The organism is Streptomyces sp. 13-12-16, from assembly GCF_002114215.1.
Lineage (GTDB): Bacteria > Actinomycetota > Actinomycetes > Streptomycetales > Streptomycetaceae > Streptomyces.
Window position 1 is genome coordinate 1 of record NZ_NCTE01000903.1, and the last position, 361, is coordinate 361.

General features: G+C 77.0%; 1 pseudogene. It reads right to left on the bottom strand.

Annotated elements, in window-relative coordinates:
• Nucleotides 1-361, bottom strand: a pseudogene (locus tag B7767_RS31545) (fatty-acid--CoA ligase); the annotation flags it as partial.

Consider the following 361-nt stretch of genomic DNA (forward strand, 5'->3'; position numbering starts at 1 on the left):
GCTGCCGCCGCACCTTGCCACTGGTCGTGCGCGGGAAGGCGGACGGCGGCAGCGCGAACACCCGCACGTCGTCGTGGCCCAGCGCCGCCCGGACCCGCCCCGCGACCCGGTCCAGCACCCCGGCCGCCGAACGCGGCGGCCGGGCCCAGGCCACGAACACCACCACCCGCTCCCCGCCGGTCACCGGGTCGGTCGACCCGACCACCACCGTCGTCCCCGGCGGCACCCCGGGCGTGGCCGCCGCGACCTCCTCCATGTCCGGGGCGTGGAACGTACGGCCGTTGACGAAGAGCACGTCCTTGTGCCGGCCGCTGACACACAGCCGGCCGTCCCGCAGGAAACCGAGGTCGCCGGTGCGCAG